A 16309-nucleotide genomic window follows, 5' to 3' on the forward strand; every position below is an offset into this window, starting at 1 on the left:
TGTGACTTACAGATAAAGCCTTTACAAAATGATTACTGACTATTACTCTATACTTAGTGTTGATAAAAATGCTGATTTAGAAACCATTAAAAAAGCATTTAGGAAACAAATTGCTTTATATCATCCAGAAAATAATAAATCACCAGAAGCGAAAGAGAAGTTTGATATAATAATCGAAGCGTTTAATGTACTTTCTAACAACAAAAAACGTGCTGAATACGATATCATCCTAGAAAAAAGCTTTTCTAACAAACCGATGGTTATTACTCCCAAAGAAGAAAAAACTTATGAAAATTGGCAAAAAGAAGCCAAGAAGAAGTCTAAAAAGTCTTGGGAGTCTGACTTAACAGATTTATTACTTCTTGATTTATTTTTGGATGTCAGCATGTTTGGTGTCTTTGATGATTTTGGAGATATCATCGGAGATAGCCTAGGTGATGTATTCGACTTATTCTAACCAGTTTTTAAAATCTTTTACACGCTCTCTTGCTACAATAATATCTTGCTCCTTAAAAGTATTCAACTTTATTTGTAATCGAGAGTTTGTATAACTCACCATGTCTTTTATAGCATTAACATTGACATAAAACTTTCGACTAATACGAAAGAATACGTGTGGTTCTAATTCATTTTCTAGTTGGTCTAAAGTCGAATCTAAAAGATAATTTCTTCCTTCATTAGTGTAAGCATAAGTACCCTTATTTTCACTATAAACACATTCAATATCCTCTATGTTAATTAGTTTGAGATGCTGTCCGACTTTTACAGAAAAACGCTTCTTATATTCACGTTCAATTGGATTAACCAAAAGATTTTTTATGTCATTAAAATCTAGTGTGACTGCTTGTTTTTTTGGAGCATGCTCTTTGAATTTATCTACAGCGATTTTTAAATCTTCGTCATCTATTGGCTTTAATAAATAGTCAATACTATTGAGTTTAAAAGCCTGCAGCGCATACTCATCGTAAGCTGTTGTAAAAATTACAGCAGACTTAATCTCTACAGCGTCAAAAATCTCAAATGATAACCCATCACTTAACTGTATATCTAAGAATATTAAATCAGGATGTGTATTATTCTGAAACCAGTCTATAGCCTCTTCAACAGAATGCAACATCGTTTCTGCATTAATATCAATTGCGTTGAGCATACGTTGTAATCGTCTTGCTGATGGTTTTTCGTCTTCTATAATTATAACATTCATAGTACTACTTTCAGTAAATTAAATTTTAAACTTTTTTATTCCCAGTTTTTATGGTCTTTTCCCATAAATTCTTTGAGTTTTTTGTCTTCCCATTTTTTATTAAAAATAAAGTCACTTTTAAAGACTCTTATTCCGTGAAGCAAAATAAAAAAGCCCCAAACGAAAAGCGTAGAATAGTTTATAGCGAGAATGGCATCAGTATACTCTGTATCACCAATTATAATATTATTCCAGATAATAAATCCAGTCATCACTAAATATCCAGCTAAATGAACATAGAAAATCCTAAGTTTAGAAACTTTTTTTTGAGCTTCTAGATACATACGTTTATTCTTTTCCTGTTGATTCATGATTATTCGTATTCGTTAAATTTATTACGCTCTTTCTCTATAAATTCATCAATTTTACGTTGTTCCCAATTTTTTCCTAACAAAAAATTAAAACCAAAGACTCCTATAAAATGGAACGCTAAACCAATACCCCAAAAGAAAGCAGTTGCGTAAGTACCAAAGCCTGTAAATCCTTCATTTGAATTAAGAGCAATTAGTAAGATTAAAAATATATTAACAATTACATAAGCTGCTAAGTGCCAATAAAAGCCTATAATAGCTTCTACTCGTTTTTTGGCGCGAATGTAAGCATCTTCATTTCTATAATCTTGTCCAGAAGACTGTTCGTTTTTGTAAGGTTCTATACTATACTTTTCCATAATTCTATTTTTTTTGTGCGTTTTTTTCCTCTTCCATGATTTGCTGAATTTTTCGTTCTTCCCAATCGTAACCTAATAGTGATGGTAAAATAAATACTGTAAAGGCATGCACTAATAAGATAAGTCCCCATATTATCCATGAACTTAGTGTACTAAAGCTAAATAAATCTGCTGTAAAAGCATCCCAACTATCTAAGTTGTTATAAACTTTGAATCCCGTGATGATAGAATTTATTACTAGATAAACAGTAAGGTGCGAGTAAAATTTTCTTAATTTTTCTACTCTATTTTTTGCGCGCTGAAATTTTGAAATTGATTCTTGATTTTTCATAATCTTTAGTTCCAACGGTTATTATTTTCTTCTTTACGCATAAATTCTTCAATTTTACGTTCTTCCCACTTGGCACCAAATGCGCCATCATTTACAAATACTTTATAGGCTTGAAAACATAAACTTAATCCCCAACCTAGCATCGGAAACCAAAACCATTGAATCGTATTACTTGAATAGCGGTACCAAATAAATATTAAAAAAGGTATAACTAAGCAATACGATACTAAGCTACCGTAAAAGCCTTTAAGTTCTTCAAGACGTTTACGTGCTTTTACGTAACTATCGTCTAGTCTGTTTTGAGGTAATTGTGATTGTCTCATGATTGATACTTGTTTTGTGAGCATTGGTATTGCGACTGCAAAGTCTTCTGCTCGTTGATTGATGATAACTTTTTTATTTGATAACAGTTGATAACGCTGCTTTATATTTTCTAATCCTACACCACTACTCTTTTTTACAATTTGCTTTTTCTGAAGGTTATTCATAACTACCAAATAACCACCATCTTCGTATATTTTAATATGCAGTGGTTTACTTGATGTAACCATATTATGCTTTACTGCATTTTCTAAAAGTAACTGTAATGATAGTGGCACTACACGACTTTCTGGATTTGAAGCTTTCTCTGGTATTTCGAAAATTATACTGTCTTCGAAACGCATCTTCAGTAAAGACATGTAAGTTTTGGCAAACTGTAACTCTTCATCTACTGTAACTAAATCCTTACTTTTTTGTTCTAAAACATATCTATATACTTTAGATAAAGCTGTTGTAAACTTCTGAGCACTGTCCGGGTTTTCTTCTATTAAGCTTGTTAAAACATTTAAACTATTAAATAAGAAATGTGGGTCTAACTGATTTTTTAAAGCATCGAACTTAGCACTTGCTGCACCTGCAATAACTTTTTGCTCTTTTATTTTTGTTTTTTGATACCTATTGTAAAAATAGATGACATAAAAAACTGAAATTATTGTAAGTGTAATCCATAAAGCAAAAGAATAATCCTGCCAGCTAGTCGTTTCAATAAATCTTTTGAACGAAACTCCTTCAACAAATCTAGAAATCATAACTCTCAAAATAAATATTGTAATTAGAGTTACTAAAATTGCCCCTGTTATCCCATATGAAATTCTCTTTATAATTTCATAACTAGTAAATTTGAGTTTTAATACATAATTAAAATAAATTGAATTAACATAACTTATGGCAAATGTATAGACTTGATAAAATGCAAATTCAATCACAAACTGATTAACATCTTTATAGGTAAACATATCTTTTGATAATAGCTCACCAATAATAAATATTAAGCAACCTATAAGAAATGTTATTACTACACTTTTAATTGATTTTAGATTTAGCATTTTTGATTTTTTAATTACTCTTTACAGCCTTTAATAGCTTGTTTCGCTCTATTTTTCCCCCAAGTTGGATGGTATTTACTTTCTACTTCAAAAGCATCAAATAATACTAGTGAACTTTCTAACTCTTCACAATAAGGTTTTGGGTCTTGACCAAAATATTTTGCAGAACCCATTGCCCAATCCGCTTTACACATAACAACTCTAGGATTTTCAGGAGCAATCTTGTAAGCGTTATTATACAATTCCGAAACCTTTGCCGCATACTTCATTCCGTAAGTCCTACCGTCAAATGCTACCCAATTAGTATATATCTGCCCTTGCATCACTAAAAGCTCTGGATTATTCTTACTTAAAGCCATTGCAGTATTCAAATGCTCTTGCGCTTTTTCTAATTGGGCTTTTAATACAGTTTCGTCTTTTACATTCCAACTTTTTATACTATTGATTTGTGCAATGTAGTAATGAGGTAACCAGTTGTCTTTTTCTGCATTTGCTATACGCTCAAACAAATTTATAGCTTCATCTGGTTTATCAGATTGCCATAGCTCAAAGGCCTTATCCATACCTTTTTCAAACTGTGTTTGGGCTTGATTAAAACCAGAAACTAGAATTGTACAGATGATGATTAATTTTTTCATGATGATGTATTTTATTGATTGATGTTTATAATGTAATATCTATAGTTTTATCGCTTTTTAATTCAAACTTGGCATCTTTCCATTTTGGTGGCCCCATAAATCCTTTAGCATTATTTGAGCATCCATAATCTTCTTTAGGTATACCCATAAAATTGGTGTCCATTTTTCCATTATCATTTTCGTCATGTATAAAAGATATAGCATAAGTTCCTTCTGGGATATCAGTAAATGTTATTGTACTCTTCTCTTGGTCTATTTCACCAATTGCATCTTTAAAACGGTCTTTTAAAAACTTGTTTTCTTCATCGTATAGACCGATTAATATTTTACCGTCATTACTTTCTAGTCCACTGATATTGACAGTAATATCGTGACTAGTTACATTTTGCATTCCAAAAAAAGCAGCCTTAATAGCTAACATGATTAATATTTTAACGAGTGTTGACATGATGATTATTTTTTATTTGATTCAAATATCCGAAGGTCTTCTTGATAAAAAAACCAATATTTACTCAATTGTAGTTTTTTTATGATGAATTGTAATATACTAAAAAAAGCATCTGAAAAATGTAATTTTTGAGCACAAAAAAAGCAGCTATTATAAGCTGCTTAAAAGAGATTTGGTTGAATATTACTTACTATCGTAAGCATCTATATATTTTTTTGCTCTTCGATTTCCATTATTAATTTTATAAGCTTTTTTATAATTTTTATAAGCATTAAGGCTATCACCGGTAACCAAATACGCTTGACCTAAACTATCATAAACATTATGTTTATTAGGGTGCAGTTTTGTATTCATTTCAAAAATAGCAATAGCATCTTCAAAATTTTCTTCTCTAATATATTTATAACCTATTCTATTAAATTTATACTGGTTTATAAACTCACTTAATGAGTCTTCTGCTTTAATCTTCAGTAAACCTTCGAGTGCCTTATCAAAATTCTTTTCTGCGATATATTGACTGGGTGTTTTGTAACCATTAGGTGCTTTAAGATAGTCATAACTTAAACTATCTGAATTAGTTTCCGATATTATAGAAAGGTAACGTTGGTTGGTTTCAGGATGCTTCAAAAAACGCAATTTTTTATACATATCTGGAACAAAAAACTCGTTTAACTCAGTAACAACTGGCTTTGTTTTCACACCGCGCCAGTTCATAAACATTGTATTGCCTTCATAAGAAATAGCAATAACATCATCGGCATTATATAAATAAGAGCCCTCTGTTTCTTTTTTGAAAGCTTCCGTGTATTCAATGGATTTTGTACAACTATATACTAGAAACAAAAGCATTAGAACTGAAAAATAAGTTTTGATTTTCATTTTTAATATGGATTGATTGGTTAACTAAAAGCAAAAAAGTCTCACTATTACTGAGACGAATATTTCAGAAAAATGTTACTCTAAAGTCTAATATTATTCCGCAGCCTCTGTAATTCCCTTATTCCTAGCCCAATCTATAGCAACTTCAAGGCTTTCGAAACGTTGAATTTTTTTATTGAAAAATAAATTTTCTATCATAGTATTCATTACACCATCTTTAGTTTTTGAAACAATACCATAACCTCTTATACTATAACTATGAGAAAAGAACTTTAACCAATCATTTGGTTTTACTGCGTAAGAATTAATGCGATTGGAAATATAAACTAAATTATTACCTGTTTTTCCAAAAAAATCCACAATATCATCGACAACCTTTTTTCCATGGTTATCCCATGAGTATGTAATACCATAGTTGTTTTCTGAAACTACAAATCCTTCAAAAATGTAGACGTCTCCGTGACTATAATTAAACTCTTTTATAACGTCCTTATAAAAAGGAGAATCTTTTACATGCATCATTATTTGGGGTTATAATGGAACACTAAATTAGAAAAAAATAATCGGCAAATAAATTTAAACTAAAAAAGCTCTGAGTTATAAAACATCAGAGCCTTTATATAGTTTAATTAGGTATTTACTTTACATCCATTAACTCAACATCAAATACTAATGTTGCATCTGGTGGTATAACACCGCCAGCACCAGCACTACCATAGCCTAAATCACTAGGGATAACCAAACGTGCTTTATCACCAACATTAAGCAAGCAGATACCTTCATCCCAACCTGCTATTACTTGTCCTACACCAACTTGAAAATCTAATGGCGCATTTCTTTTGTATGAAGAATCAAAAACCGTACCGTCTGCTAATTGACCTTTATAGTGTACAGAAACTGTATTCCCTTTTTCAGCTTTTTTACCTTCTCCTTTTTGGATGACTTGGTAACGTAAACCAGAGGCTGTTTCTTCAAAACCAGCAGATATTTTATCTAATTCTGCTTTTTTTGCTTCACGCTCAGCAGCTACTCTTTTTTCTCTAGCACCTTCAAAAGTTCTAAATGCCTCTACAGCATTAAATTTTTCAGCTGCATCTCCTACTCTTACAATTTCTAAGCTTTCGATTGTATCGCCTTGTGCAACAGTATCTACAATATTTTGTCCTTCAACAACATTTCCAAAAACAGTATGCTTACCATCTAACCAATCTGTAGCTATGTGAGTAATAAAAAACTGGCTACCGTTTGTTCCTGGACCAGCATTGGCCATTGATAATTTTCCTGGAGCATCGTGCTTTAAATCTGGGTGAATTTCATCATCAAATTTGTAACCTGGATTACCAGTACCTGTACCTTGTGGGCAACCACCTTGAATCATAAAATCAGGAATAACTCTATGGAATTTTAAACCATCATAGTAAGGCGTTCCTTGAGGTTTAGCTGAATTTTCTAAATTTCCTTCTGCTAAAGCCACAAAGTTACCAACTGTACCAGGTGTTTTTTCAAATTCTAGATTAACTAAAATTTTACCTTTTGAAGTATTGAATTTTGCGTATAAACCGTCTTGCATTGTTCTATGTTTTATTTAAAGCTGCAAAGATAATGCTTTAAGTTACAAGTAAAAAGTCGAAAGTGTAAAGTTTACCTGTACTGCAAAATGGAAAATAATCTTAGTTTTGTTGAAAAAAAAAGAGATGAATTTTATCACCAAAATAAAAGCTGCTTTTGGTAATCCTAGAGCAATGGAAAAGTTACATGTCGATGACCATACAGAAGCTATAATAAAAGATGTTGAAAATACACCTTTTGGGGTTTCTGAAAATAATGTTCTGTATGCAGGTTTGAATGAATTGGGTGGTTATTTCTTTTTTCAGACTGTTGTTGTTGGACAGTTTCATATCAAAACCATAAAAGGTGCTACACTGACTTTAAAAGGTGAAGAGATAGAATTACAGTTAAATTCTGATATGTTAGAGTTAGAATCAGATTACTCTAACGTTTCTAATAGAAGTATTACTAAAATAGACTTCCAAATTGAAGAAGCTGATATCAAAATGCTTCAAAATAGTAAGATTAAAAGTATTCAATTAAAAGCTAAGAAGCAGGATATTTTGTTCACGAAGTATGTTGGTGACAGTGATGAGGAAGAGTAGAATTATTTTAATTTATTTTTAAATTCAATCTCAAATTTTCTTAATATTTTTTTATTAGAAAAGTAAAGCAATGGATTGGGAGTTTTCCCTAAAGCGAAAGAAATACAGTTCACAAAAACTTTGTTTTCGTTATAAAGTATTACAATTTGCTTACCATAACCTGAAAACGATTTTAATTCATTGACTTCTATAATACTAACCTTGTCTTCTGTCTTTATTGCCCATTTTGCATTATCACTTATCTGTTTAATAACTTCTAAATTCTCTATTTCAGAAATTCCTGATAGTTCTTTAAAATTATACATTTTTGCAATAAAATAAATCACATAAACCAACAAAGAAAATATTAATAAAGACATAAATAGAGATGACAAATAATTTTCATTATTTACCATATTATTATAAAGATATGATGTAGCGATGCATAATAATAAAGTAATATGAAGTGGTATCAATCCATGTTCCCATATTTTAGTTACCAGTGTTTTGTTTGAAACTAATTTTTTATTATCGATAGATTTTTTAAAATCAATACTCTCGAAATTCATCTAAAAACTATAAAGTAATTAATTCGCAACCTCACTCATAAACTTAATACGATACAAGCGTAGTTCCTCGTCATCGTAATCGCCATCAAACTCATCAATGGCAACGTCTATTTTATCAGTTTCAGACTCCATAAAGTAGTCATGGATTTCTTCTTGCTGGTCTTCGTCCAAAATATCGTCTATCCAATAACTAATATTCAGTTTAGTTCCAGAAAAGACAATTGCTTCCATCTCTTTTATAAAATCAGGCATTTCCATTCCTTTTGCAGATGCAATATCTGATAGTGGCAACTTTCTATCTACGTTTTGGATAATATATAGTTTTAATGCGGAGTTACTTCCAGTAGATTTTACGACCATGTCTTCTAAACGCTCAATATCATTTTCTTCGACATAGTCAGCAATCATACTCACAAAAGGTTTTCCAAATTTTTTGGCTTTTCCTTCTCCGACACCGTTTACATTAGACATTTCTTCTAATGTTGTTGGATATTTTAGTGTCATATCCTCCAAGGAAAATTCTTGAAAAACTGCATATGGCGGCACATCGTTTTGTTTTGCTACGCGACGCTGTAAATCTTTTAGCATTTTCATTAGCGTTTCGTCAACAACAGCTCCACGAGATTTTGAATTCGTAATAATATTATCGTCTGTAGTTTCGTCAAACGTATGGTCTTCTGCCATCATAAAAGATGTAGGAGACGCAATAAATTTTTGACCAGCATCAGTTATCCGTAAAACACCATAAGTCTCGATGTCTTTTTTTAGAAGTTTACCAACTAAAATCTGACGTATCAATGCCATCCAATGTCTAGCGTCTTTATCTTTACCAATACCAAAAAATGGTTGTTGGTCAGTTTTATGAGAGGAAATTAAAGCATTGGCATTACCAACAATTACTTGTACTAAATCTTTAGCCTTGTATTTTTGGTTGGTCTTATCAACCACGTCTAAGACAATTTTTACATCGTCTTTAGCTTCTTTTTGTGGTTTAGGAAAACGCACATTATCATCCATATCGCCACCATCTCCAGTTTCGTTATCAAATTCTTCGCCAAAATAATGTAGAATAAACTTACGTCGCGACACTGAAGTTTCTGAGAATGCAACGACTTCTTGTAAAAGCGCATGTCCAATCTCTTGCTCTGCGACAGGTTTTCCTGCCATAAATTTTTCGAGCTTCTCAATGTCTTTATATGCATAATAAGCCAAACAATGACCTTCGCCACCATCTCGACCTGCACGACCAGTTTCTTGATAATAACTCTCAATACTTTTTGGGATATCATGGTGAATCACAAAACGTACATCTGGTTTATCAATTCCCATCCCAAATGCTATTGTCGCAACAACAACATCAGTATCTTCCATCAAAAACATATCTTGATGTTTCACACGAGTTTTTGCATCTAAACCAGCATGATAAGGCACAGCTTTTACACCATTGACTTGTAATACTTGTGCTAATTCTTCAACACGTTTACGACTCAAGCAATAAACAATTCCAGATTTTCCTTCGTTTTGTTTTACAAAACGAATAATATCTGCATCAACATTTTTTGTTTTTGGACGTACTTCGTAATATAAGTTTGGGCGATTAAATGATGCTTTAAACTTTACAGCCTCAGGAATACCTAAACTCTTTAAAATATCTTCTTGTACCTTTTCTGTAGCTGTAGCAGTTAATCCCACAATTGGAATATTATCACCAATACGCTTTATAATATGTCTTAGATTTCTGTATTCTGGTCTAAAGTCATGACCCCATTCGCTTATACAATGTGCTTCGTCAACAGCCATAAAAGATATGGTAACTGTTCTTAAAAACTCTACATGCTCTTCTTTAGTCAGTGATTCTGGTGCGACATACAAAAGTTTTGTGACACCATTAGTAATGTCATCTTTAACTTGTCTGACTTGTGTTTTATTTAATGAAGAATTTAAAACGTGAGCAACACCTTCATTTTCTGATACACCTCTAATAGCATCTACCTGATTTTTCATCAATGCGATTAAAGGCGAAACCACGATAGCAGTACCTTCTTTAATCAATGCAGGCAATTGGTAGCATAAAGATTTTCCTCCACCTGTTGGCATAATAACAAAGGTATTATTACCTGCTACTACATTTTTTATAACGTCTTCTTGTAATCCTTTGAATTGTGAAAATCCAAAGTATTTTTTTAGTTCGGCATGTAAGTCAATTTGTGCAACGTTCATTAATCCCTATTCGTAATTTTATATTTACCTTTGCATGAAGTTTAAAGATAACAAAAATCTTTAGAATTAAACATTATATCAAAATACGAATTGATTTTGAAAACTGAATCCTCTATTCTAGATATCGCAAAGTCTACAATAACTATGGAAAGCAATGCAATTGCTAACCTTGTTGACTTATTAACTGATGATTTTGCAAATGCTACCGAACTCATTTACAACTCCAAAGGCCGTGTTATTATTACCGGAATTGGAAAAAGCGCAATCATAGCCAATAAGATTGTCGCCACTTTAAACTCTACAGGAACGCCATCTGTTTTTATGCACGCCGCAGATGCAATACATGGAGATTTAGGACTAATCTTGGAAGATGATGTGGTCATTTGTATTTCAAAAAGCGGAAATACACCAGAAATTAAAGTTTTAGTTCCTCTTATAAAAAATGCTAAGAATAAAATGATTGCTATTACAGGCAACAAAGATTCATTTTTAGGACAGCAAGCCGATTATGTACTTAATGCTTATGTAGAACAAGAAGCTTGTCCAAACAACTTAGCACCTACCACAAGTACAACAGCGCAATTAGTTATTGGTGACGCTTTGGCTGTTTGTCTTTTAAAACTCCGTGGATTTTCGAGCAGAGATTTTGCAAAATACCATCCTGGTGGCGCATTAGGAAAACGTTTATATCTCAGAGTTAATGATTTGTCATCGGTAAATCAAAAACCTGAAGTGACATTAGATGCTAGCCTAAAAGAAGTTATCATAGAAATTTCTGAAAAAATGTTAGGCGTCACTGCTGTTACACAAGACTCAAAAATAGTAGGCATAATTACTGATGGCGATTTGAGACGTATGCTTAGTAAAAGTGATGATATTGCACATTTGACTGCTAAAGAAATTATGGGTAGCAGCCCAAAAAGCATAAGCGAAGATGCCATGGCCGTAGACGCTAAGGAAGTTATGGAAGAGTTTGGTATTTCTCAATTATTAGTTGAAAAGGACGGAAAGTATGCTGGTGTTGTTCACTTACACGATTTAATAAAAGAAGGCATAATCTAATGGCAAAAAAACCTGTTGACGAAATGTCTTTTCTTGACCATCTTGAAGATTTAAGGTGGCATCTTATTAGAATTACAATAGCTATTCTCATAGCTGGTATTGTAGCATTCTGTTTTCCTAAGATTCTGTTTGGTGTTATTATTTTCGGGCCAACAGAAATGACTTTCCCAACATACCAATGGTTATGTGAAATGTCACAGATGATGGGTATTCAAGATACGACCTTTTGTGCAGACAGGTTTCCATTTGACTTACAAAACAGAGCTGTTGCAGGACAATTCTCAACTCATATATGGACATCGATATATGCCGGTTTTATAATAGCATTTCCTTATGTCTTATATCAATTATGGCGATTTATTAGTCCAGGTTTAAAGAAAAATGAACGTAAAAATTCAAGAGGATTTATTATTGTTGCTTCTTTTTTATTCTTTACAGGTGTCTTATTTGGATATTATGTCATTACACCGTTATCCTTTAACTTTTTAGCTAATTATAGCATAAGTGATTTGGTTGTTAACGACTTTGATTTAGACTCTGTTATAGCTGTTGTAAAGTCTTCTTCGTTGGCTTCAGGATTAGTATTTGAACTTCCAATTATTGTTTATTTCTTGACTAAAGTCGGTTTAGTCACTCCTGAAATAATGAAAAAATACAGGAAATTCGCCCTAGTCATTGTATTAATAATATCAGCAGTAATTACTCCACCAGACCTTAATAGTCAGGTAATTGTAGCTGTTCCAATTTTAATACTATATCAAGTTAGTATATTAATTTCGCGAATAGTTGTAAGGAATCAAAAAAGAAAAGAACGAAAACAGAAAGCAAAAGCATAAAAAAATGTCAGACGTTGTAAAAGAATTTAATGAGTACCGTTCTAAAATGAACGATAAAATATTAGCAGATAAAAATAAGATTGTAAGACGCATCTTCAATTTAGACACCAATGCATTTGCAGCTGGTGCTTTAGATGTAAAAACAAAAGAACTACTTGGTCTGGTTGCCTCTACAGTATTGCGTTGTGATGACTGTGTAAAGTATCATCTTGAAACAGCCTACAAAGAAGGTATTACAAAAGAAGAAGTAAGCGAGACTTTAGGTATTGCCACTTTAATTGGAGGGACAATTGTTATTCCTCATTTGAGACGTGCCCACGAGTATTGGGAAGCTCTAGAAAATTCTGATTTCGTTTCGCCTTCAAACTAAAATTGTATTTTTACCGTTCTAGAGTATAGAAAATAATAGATGAAATTACACGCCGAAAATTTAATGAAGTCCTATAGTGGACGAAAAGTTGTAAAAGATGTCTCGCTTGAGGTTAATCAGGGAGAAATTGTAGGATTACTTGGACCAAATGGTGCTGGTAAAACGACTTCTTTTTACATGATTGTAGGTATTATAAAACCTAACGGCGGAAACATCTATCTTGAAGATAAAAACATCACCAATTATCCGATGTACAAACGTGCTCAAAATGGTATTGGCTATTTGGCACAAGAAGCTTCAGTTTTCAGAAAACTAAGTATTGAAGACAATATCTTAAGTGTTCTTCAAATGACAAAACTGAGCAAAAAAGAGCAGCACGATAAAATGGAATCACTAATTGAAGAATTTGGTTTGGGACATATCCGTAAATCTCGCGGTGATTTGTTATCTGGTGGTGAACGTCGTCGAACAGAAATAGCCCGTGCTTTAGCTACCGACCCAAACTTTATTTTACTTGATGAACCTTTTGCTGGTGTTGATCCAGTTGCAGTTGAGGATATTCAGCGAATTATTGCTAAACTGACTAAGAAAAATATTGGCATACTTATTACTGACCACAACGTACAAGAGACACTTGCTATTACTGATAGAACATACCTTATGTTTGAAGGTGGTATCCTAAAAGCTGGTATTCCTGAAGAACTTGCTGAAGACGAAATGGTGCGAAAAGTTTATCTTGGTAAAAACTTCGAGCTTCGTAAAAAGAAATTAGAATTCTAAATTACTTATTTGCTTCCTTCAATAATTTCTTCTGATATCGTCCTTGAACAATATCGACTATAACCAATACTACAATTACAAAATAGAAAGTAGTTTTACTCATTGGAACAATTTCTTCCCCAAAGATTTTTAGATGTGCTAAATGGCCACCTTCTGTAACAAGCATTATCCCTACTATAAAAAGAATAAATAAGCCTAGCACTTCATACATTCTATTTTTTGCTAAAAATGTTGAAATACGGTCTGCTAAGAACAACATCAATAAACCACTAGCAACAATAGCGATAGCCATAACGATAAATGCTGTTGTTGAGTTTTCTATTTCGCTAGTCAAACCGATAGCCGCTAAAATAGAATCGAATGAAAACACTAGATTCATTATAACAATACTTACTATAACCGCATTTGACGACTTAGTACCTTTAGAAGCATCTTCTACATCAATAGTTAAATCTTTTAGAGAAATCATATGCCAAATTTCCTTTATTGCTGTGTAAATTATAAACCCGCCACCCGCAAGTACAATGAGACTATGACCATTAAAAGCAAACTCTAAAACATCTTCCATTTTTCCTGTTAAAAAAGAAAATGGACTTTGAAAATATCCTATCAATGACACCAACACAAAGAGCAATACAATCCTTAGAGCTATGGCTATTAGAATTCCAATTTTACGTACGCGTTTTCTATCCTTTTCAGGTGCTTTTTTTGACTCTAAAGAAATGTATAAAAGGTTGTCAAAACCGAGAACTGCTTGTAACATAACAAGCATGAGTAGTGTGAAAATAACTTGAGCCATAATAATTTATGAGATTGATTTTTGTGTAAATATTGAAACTAAAATGTAGGATAAAATGATTATTGGTATTGCAATAAACTTAAAAATTACTAATAAAATAATACTTGCAATTAAAAACAAGTAGCGGAGGACATTAGGTTTAAAGTCCCAAGTTTTGAATTTTAAAGCAAACAATTTAATATTAGCATTTAGTAGATAACAACTAATTATTGTCAAAGCTATCAAAAACCAAAGTTGACCAAATAAATTAGCAATCGTAATAGAATATTGGTAATGCAAAATTAATGGCAAAGACAAAATCAGTAACGTATTTGCTGGAGTTGGTAGACCTTTAAAATAATTCTGTTGGTCTTCATCTATATTAAATTTAGCCAACCGATATGCGGATGCTACCGTTATTAATAAACCAATCAAAGCTACTGGAGTAATTTCTACTCCTACCCAACCAACAGTTTTATTCCATGTGTTATCAATGACAAAAGAACTGTCGCCGCCTAAGGCATCTTTAATTAAACCATACATTACTATACCTGGTACAACACCACTAGTAACTACATCTGCTAAAGAATCTAATTGTAATCCCAACTCGCTTTGAACATTTAGTTTTCGTGCTAGAAGTCCATCAAAAAAATCAAAAAATATACCCAAAAAGACAAATAAAGCAGTACCAACGTATTGTCCTTGAACTGCAAAAAGAATAGCTACACAGCCCGAAAATAAATTAAGACCCGTAACAATGTTAGGAATGTGTCGTTTCATTCTATTAGTTAGTTTCTGTAAAAATAGAAAAGTATTTTAGTTCTAACCATATCGTATACAATAACTGCTAAGTTTTATAGTTTAATAGAAACAAAATATTGTGCATCTTTGTAAAAAATTTGTTCTTGAAAAAGTACTACTTTATAGTCTTGGTCTTTGTTTCGCTTGCTATGTCGGGACAAACCACAAGAAAATACTCCAATGAGTTTATGAATATTGGTGTGGATGCTGCAGCTCTAGGTATGAGTAATGCAGTAACTTCACATACCAGCAATGTAAATTCGGGGTATTGGAATCCCGCAGGTTTGGTAAATATAGAAGATAACCAACTCGCCTTAATGCACTCCAGCTATTTTGCAAATATTGCTAACTACAACTATATAGGCTATGCAATGCCTATAGATGATAGAAGCGCTGTTGCAATATCAGTGATAAGATTTGGGGTTGATGACATATTAGACACAACTCAATTAATTGATGACCAAGGTGTTATCAACTACGATAGAATAAACACATTTTCGACTGCAGATTATGGTGTGACTTTATCCTATGCGCGTAAACTACCGATTGATGGTCTAAATTATGGTATTAATGCAAAAGTAATTCGTCGAGTTATTGGAGATTTTGCAACAGCTTGGGGATTTGGTTTTGATGTTGGTATTCAATTTGAAAGCAAAAACGATTGGAAATTTGGTTTTATGGCTCGTGATATTACAACAACTTATAATTCATGGGCAATTGACGAAGAGCAATTCGAAAAAATTAGTGGAGCAATTGATGGTCAAAATCAAACCTTACCAGAAAAGTCTGAATTGACATTACCTAAACTTGAGCTTGGTGTTTCAAAACTGTGGACTTTTCATTACGATTATACCTTATTAGCCGCTTTTAATCTTAACGCACGTTTCGCAGAAACTAATGATGTAATCTCTACGTCTTTTGCGAGTTTTGCACCTGCTTTAGGTTTTGAATTTGGCTATACAGATTTAGTATTTCTAAGAGCTGGCGTAGGAAATTTTCAGAATGAATTACAAATAGATAACTCTGAAAACTTAACTTTTCAGCCAAACTTTGGTGTAGGTTTTAAATATAAGGGTATTGAAATCGATTACGCATTCACAGATATTGGAGACCAAAGTGCCGCATTATATTCTAATGTGTTTTCAGTGAAGCTAGATTTCAGTATTTTTAGATAGAAATTCCAAA

Annotated in this window: 21 protein-coding genes; 7 read left to right on the top strand and 14 right to left on the bottom strand. The window is 32.3% G+C overall.

Features of this window, described 5'->3' with window-relative positions; translation table 11 throughout:
* Positions 1-28: 28 nt before the first annotated feature.
* The gene (locus BTO05_RS04445) at positions 29-457 is read left to right on the top strand and encodes a DnaJ domain-containing protein (RefSeq protein ID WP_087491501.1); all 429 of its coding nucleotides are present in this window, start codon (positions 29-31) and stop codon (positions 455-457) included.
* On the opposite strand, the gene BTO05_RS04450 is transcribed toward BTO05_RS04445, so the two are convergent.
* The 10 genes from BTO05_RS04450 to BTO05_RS04495 form a co-directional block, all read right to left on the bottom strand.
* On the bottom strand, positions 449-1204 hold the full coding sequence (locus BTO05_RS04450) for a LytR/AlgR family response regulator transcription factor (RefSeq protein WP_087491502.1): 756 nt from the start codon (positions 1202-1204) through the stop codon (positions 449-451). The genes BTO05_RS04445 and BTO05_RS04450 overlap by 9 nt on opposite strands.
* Before the next feature lie 35 nt (positions 1205-1239).
* Entirely contained in the window at positions 1240-1554 is a 315-nt protein-coding gene (locus BTO05_RS04455) for a 2TM domain-containing protein (RefSeq protein ID WP_087491503.1), read from the bottom strand.
* A 2-nt stretch (positions 1555-1556) separates the two neighbouring features.
* Complete coding sequence (locus tag BTO05_RS04460; RefSeq protein WP_087491504.1) at positions 1557-1913, bottom strand: 2TM domain-containing protein; 357 nt, start codon at positions 1911-1913, stop codon at positions 1557-1559.
* A gap of 4 nt (positions 1914-1917) precedes the next feature.
* Positions 1918-2244, bottom strand: coding sequence for a 2TM domain-containing protein (locus BTO05_RS04465; protein ID WP_087493289.1), 327 nt, complete (start codon positions 2242-2244; stop codon positions 1918-1920).
* A gap of 5 nt (positions 2245-2249) precedes the next feature.
* Positions 2250-3611, bottom strand: a complete 1362-nt coding sequence (locus BTO05_RS04470) for a histidine kinase (RefSeq protein WP_087491505.1) — start codon at positions 3609-3611, stop codon at positions 2250-2252.
* Between the two features lie 14 nt (positions 3612-3625).
* On the bottom strand, positions 3626-4249 hold the full coding sequence (locus tag BTO05_RS04475) for a tetratricopeptide repeat protein (protein ID WP_087491506.1): 624 nt from the start codon (positions 4247-4249) through the stop codon (positions 3626-3628).
* Positions 4250-4274: 25 nt separating this feature from the next.
* Entirely contained in the window at positions 4275-4697 is a 423-nt protein-coding gene (locus BTO05_RS04480; RefSeq protein WP_087491507.1) for a DUF2141 domain-containing protein, read from the bottom strand.
* A 183-nt stretch (positions 4698-4880) separates the two neighbouring features.
* Positions 4881-5576: a tetratricopeptide repeat protein gene (locus BTO05_RS04485; protein ID WP_087491508.1), complete on the bottom strand. Its 696-nt coding sequence runs from the start codon at positions 5574-5576 to the stop codon at positions 4881-4883.
* Between the two features lie 93 nt (positions 5577-5669).
* Positions 5670-6098 (bottom strand): hypothetical protein, encoded by a 429-nt coding sequence (locus tag BTO05_RS04490; RefSeq protein WP_087491509.1) that lies wholly within the window; start codon positions 6096-6098, stop codon positions 5670-5672.
* A gap of 115 nt (positions 6099-6213) precedes the next feature.
* Entirely contained in the window at positions 6214-7146 is a 933-nt protein-coding gene (locus tag BTO05_RS04495) for a peptidylprolyl isomerase (RefSeq protein WP_087491510.1), read from the bottom strand.
* A gap of 124 nt (positions 7147-7270) precedes the next feature.
* Here BTO05_RS04495 and BTO05_RS04500 point away from each other — a divergent pair, with 124 nt between their 5' ends.
* Positions 7271-7729, top strand: a complete 459-nt coding sequence (locus BTO05_RS04500; RefSeq protein ID WP_087491511.1) for a hypothetical protein — start codon at positions 7271-7273, stop codon at positions 7727-7729.
* 2 nt (positions 7730-7731) lie between these two features.
* On the opposite strand, the gene BTO05_RS04505 is transcribed toward BTO05_RS04500, so the two are convergent.
* Both BTO05_RS04505 and BTO05_RS04510 read right to left on the bottom strand, forming a co-directional pair.
* Complete coding sequence (locus BTO05_RS04505) at positions 7732-8277, bottom strand: hypothetical protein (protein ID WP_087491512.1); 546 nt, start codon at positions 8275-8277, stop codon at positions 7732-7734.
* Between the two features lie 18 nt (positions 8278-8295).
* Positions 8296-10497, bottom strand: coding sequence for a RecQ family ATP-dependent DNA helicase (locus BTO05_RS04510; RefSeq protein ID WP_087491513.1), 2202 nt, complete (start codon positions 10495-10497; stop codon positions 8296-8298).
* 96 nt (positions 10498-10593) lie between these two features.
* Between BTO05_RS04510 and BTO05_RS04515 the strand changes: the two genes are divergently transcribed.
* From BTO05_RS04515 to lptB, 4 genes are read left to right on the top strand one after another with little or no spacing between them, the layout of a single operon-like run.
* On the top strand, positions 10594-11559 hold the full coding sequence (locus tag BTO05_RS04515) for an SIS domain-containing protein (RefSeq protein WP_087491514.1): 966 nt from the start codon (positions 10594-10596) through the stop codon (positions 11557-11559).
* On the top strand, positions 11559-12395 hold the full coding sequence (gene tatC, locus BTO05_RS04520) for a twin-arginine translocase subunit TatC (RefSeq protein ID WP_087491515.1): 837 nt from the start codon (positions 11559-11561) through the stop codon (positions 12393-12395). The genes BTO05_RS04515 and tatC overlap by 1 nt, the downstream gene beginning before the upstream one ends.
* Positions 12396-12399: 4 nt before the next feature.
* Positions 12400-12765: a carboxymuconolactone decarboxylase family protein gene (locus tag BTO05_RS04525; RefSeq protein ID WP_087491516.1), complete on the top strand. Its 366-nt coding sequence runs from the start codon at positions 12400-12402 to the stop codon at positions 12763-12765.
* 39 nt (positions 12766-12804) lie between these two features.
* A complete protein-coding gene (gene lptB, locus BTO05_RS04530) occupies positions 12805-13545 on the top strand; it encodes an LPS export ABC transporter ATP-binding protein (protein WP_087491517.1) in 741 nt (246 codons plus the stop codon).
* Position 13546: 1 nt separating this feature from the next.
* Here the strand turns inward: lptB and BTO05_RS04535 are convergent, their stop codons facing one another.
* Together BTO05_RS04535 and BTO05_RS04540 are read right to left on the bottom strand one after the other, a co-directional pair.
* Positions 13547-14344 carry a TerC family protein gene (locus BTO05_RS04535; RefSeq protein ID WP_087491518.1) on the bottom strand — a complete coding sequence of 266 codons (798 nt, stop codon included), beginning with the start codon at positions 14342-14344 and terminating at the stop codon, positions 13547-13549.
* 6 nt (positions 14345-14350) lie between these two features.
* On the bottom strand, positions 14351-15103 hold the full coding sequence (locus tag BTO05_RS04540; protein ID WP_087491519.1) for a CDP-alcohol phosphatidyltransferase family protein: 753 nt from the start codon (positions 15101-15103) through the stop codon (positions 14351-14353).
* A gap of 170 nt (positions 15104-15273) precedes the next feature.
* Between BTO05_RS04540 and BTO05_RS04545 the strand changes: the two genes are divergently transcribed.
* Positions 15274-16299 (top strand): PorV/PorQ family protein, encoded by a 1026-nt coding sequence (locus BTO05_RS04545; protein WP_087491520.1) that lies wholly within the window; start codon positions 15274-15276, stop codon positions 16297-16299.
* Positions 16300-16309: the final 10 nt, after the last annotated feature.

Source organism: Winogradskyella sp. PC-19 (genome assembly GCF_002163855.1).
GTDB lineage: Bacteria > Bacteroidota > Bacteroidia > Flavobacteriales > Flavobacteriaceae > Winogradskyella.